The sequence below is a fragment of the Micromonospora sp. ATA51 genome (assembly GCF_016802855.1).
GTDB classification, from domain to species: domain Bacteria; phylum Actinomycetota; class Actinomycetes; order Mycobacteriales; family Micromonosporaceae; genus Micromonospora; species Micromonospora sicca.
Genome location: NZ_JAEVHJ010000514.1, coordinates 1 through 2,909, shown reverse-complemented (window position 1 = coordinate 2,909; position 2,909 = coordinate 1). Strand labels below are relative to the sequence as shown.

Annotated in this window: 1 protein-coding gene and 3 pseudogenes; 1 reads left to right on the top strand and 3 read right to left on the bottom strand. The window is 77.7% G+C overall.

The annotated features are described in order from the left end of the window. Positions 1-199 (bottom strand): annotated as a pseudogene (locus JNW87_RS36950) (hypothetical protein); the annotation flags it as partial. 228 nt (positions 200-427) lie between these two features. Here JNW87_RS36950 and JNW87_RS36945 point away from each other — a divergent pair. Continuing rightward, positions 428-1,714: pseudogene (locus JNW87_RS36945) on the top strand (ribonuclease D); the annotation flags it as partial. Positions 1,715-1,896: 182 nt separating this feature from the next. Here JNW87_RS36945 and JNW87_RS41115 read toward each other — a convergent pair. Then, positions 1,897-2,463 (bottom strand): annotated as a pseudogene (locus JNW87_RS41115) (DUF4350 domain-containing protein); the annotation flags it as partial. Positions 2,464-2,528: 65 nt separating this feature from the next. Further along, the coding region (locus tag JNW87_RS36935) for a DUF4129 domain-containing protein (protein ID WP_238455321.1) at positions 2,529-2,909 on the bottom strand (381 nt) is incomplete at its 5' end.

Genomic DNA, 2,909 nt, shown 5'->3' with positions numbered 1-2,909 from the left:
CGCGGGAGGAAGGTGGCGGCCGGGGTCGGCGGCGCGGGACGGCCTCCGGGTAGCCGGGAACGACCGGTCGGTGCGGCTCGATCCGCGGCGGCAGCGGGCCCGGCCGCTCCGTCTCCGGGCGTTCCGCGCGGCTGCCCTCGACGCCCTCGTCGGCGCCGTGTTCCGGCGTGCCGTCGCCCGACCCGTACCCAGCCGTCATGATCGCCACGTCCTCCCCGTAGACGCCCCTGCCGCGAGCCCGCCGAGGCCCTCGGCCCCCTCGGCGGCTCGATGGACCGTACCTGCGTGAACGCGGTTTGTCTCCCCCGATGTCCGACCCTGCCACGTCGGCGCCACCCGACCCCGCCACGACACCCGACGGCCATCGGATCGACACGCACCCGACCGGCTGCGCACACCGGATCCGGTCGCGCACTAGGGTTGTCAGGTGACCGACGAACCACCCCTGCGCCGTCGGCCCGCCGAAAGCCGTACCGGGGAGGCAGCTCAGCACCCGTCACCGGCCGCGCCGGAGCCGGTGGACGCGGGGACCGAACCCACCAACGGCGGGCCCGTACCGCTGACCGCGCCACGCGAGGGCACGCCCGCGCCGGTGGCCACCCCGAGCGAGCTCGACGAGGTCGTGGCCCGCTTCGCGGCGGGCACCGGACCGGTGGCCCTGGACGCCGAACGCGCCTCGGGGTACCGCTACAGCCAGCGCGCCTACCTGGTGCAATTGCGCCGGGCCGGCTCCGGCACCGCGCTGATCGATCCGCTGCCGCTGCCCGACCTGGCCGCCCTTGACGCGGCGATCGGCGGGGCCGAGTGGGTGCTCCACGCGGCCAGCCAGGATCTGGCCTGCCTGGCGGAGGTCGGGTTGCGTCCCCGACGGCTCTTCGACACCGAACTGGCCGCCCGGCTGGCCGGGTTCGAGCGGGTCGGCCTGGCCGCGCTGACCGAACAGCTGCTCGGCTACACCCTCGAGAAGCACCACTCGGCGGCGGACTGGTCCAGCCGGCCGTTGCCGGAGTCCTGGCTGACGTACGCGGCACTGGACGTGGAGATGCTGGTCGACCTGCGGGACGCCCTCGACGAGGAGCTGCGCCGGCAGGGCAAGTCGGCGTGGGCGGCGGAGGAGTTCGCCGCGCTGGTCCGCACCGGCGCCCGTCCGCCGCGGGTGCGCGCCGAACCCTGGCGGCGTACCTCCGGCATCCACCGGGTCCGGGGCGCGCGGGCGCAGGCGCGGGTCCGTTCGCTCTGGTACGCCCGGGACCAGATCGCCGCCCGGCGGGACGCGGCCCCGGGCCGGGTGCTGCCCGACTCGGCCATCGTGGCCGCCGCCGAGCTGGACCCGAAGGACGAGAAGACCCTGCTCCCCCTCCCCGGCTTCGGCGGGCGGTCGGTCCGTCGGCTCGCCCGGACCTGGCTGGCGGCCCTGGACGACGCCCGTGAGCTGCCGGAGGACGCGCTGCCGGCGGCCCCGACGGTGGAGGGTCCGCCGCCGCCGCATCGCTGGGCCGAGCGTGACCCGGTGGCGGCCGGCCGGCTGGCCCGCTGCCGGGAGGTGGTGGTCCGGATCGCCGGCGAGCACACCCTGCCCCCGGAGAACCTGATCGCCCCCGACTCGATCCGCCGGCTGGCCTGGCAGCCCCCGGAGGAGATCACCGACGACACGGTGGCGGAGACCCTGCGCGGCTTCAACGCCCGCGAATGGCAGTCGGTGATGCCGTCACCGGTCGTCCCGGCGGAGCCGCCGGGCGAGGGCGACCAGGCGGGTGGGCCCTCGGTGCCGTCGCCGAAGGTCGGTGCGGGCGCCGGGCCGTCCAGGTCGAGCCAGACCAGCGGGCGGGGTCCGCCGAGCAGCCCGGTGGCCAGGGCCCGGTTGCCGTACTCGTCGATCCGGTCGTTGCGGAACGGGTCGCTGGCCCCGATCACCACCACCTCGGTACGCCAGGGCACCCGGACCAGCCCGCCGGCGTAGCAGCGGGTGGCCGACTGGCCGGCCGGGGCGGCGTACCGCTGCCGGTCGGCGGCGGCGGTCCCGGCGCGGGCCGCCTCGGGCAGGGCGCAGGGACGGTCGTCGGCGTCCGGGGAGGTGGCCCGGGTCGCCCAGCGGCGGTCGTCGGGCGTCAGCGGCAGGCCGAGCCCCGCCAGCACCCGGCGGGACGGGTCGACCAGCACCAGGCGACTGCCGGCGGGCAGGTCGTCCAGGGCGGTGACGGTGTCCGGGTGCACCAGATCCGGCGCCGGCACGAAGAGCGTGGCGGGACCCGGCCGGGCGGCCAGCAGCGCGCGCAGGGTGTCGGTTTCCCGGCGTACGGTCACCCCCTGCCCGCGCAGCGCCTCCGCCAGTCGGCTGCCCCCGTCGTCCCCGGTGGCGACCGGGGAGAGGAACCCCCGGTCGGCGGGGTCCGGCTGGTCGACGGCGTGGGCCACCAGGGTGGCCACGATCAGCAGCAGGGCCAGCCCGAGCGGGATCAGCATCCGGTGCCGGCGGCGGGCGCGGCGGTGCGGCGGCTGGACGGCGGGCGGCGCCGCCACGGTGGCGGTCACGGCCGGTCACCGCCCCCGGCGTCGGCGGTCAGCTCCCGGCGCAGGTCGGTGGCGAGTTCGCGCATCCGGTGGTCGTGCTCTGCGGTGGCCGGGCGCTGCGCGTACCAGAGGTCGGAGAAGATCGCTCCGGCGGCGTGCAGGACGGGGTGCACCCGGGGGCGGTTCCGGGCCGCCGCCGCGGTCAGCTCGGTGACGGTCATCCCGGGGCGCTGCTCGACCACCCGCCGGGCGACCAGTTCGCGGACCATGTCGCGCAGCCGCTCCCGGACCGACTCCGCGTACCCGGCCCTCGGCGGCGAGCCGGTCGGCGAGCGAACCGGTTCGGACGGCGGCCGGTTCCGGCTCGGCGGCCCGGGGCGCGGGCACGGCGCGGCGCC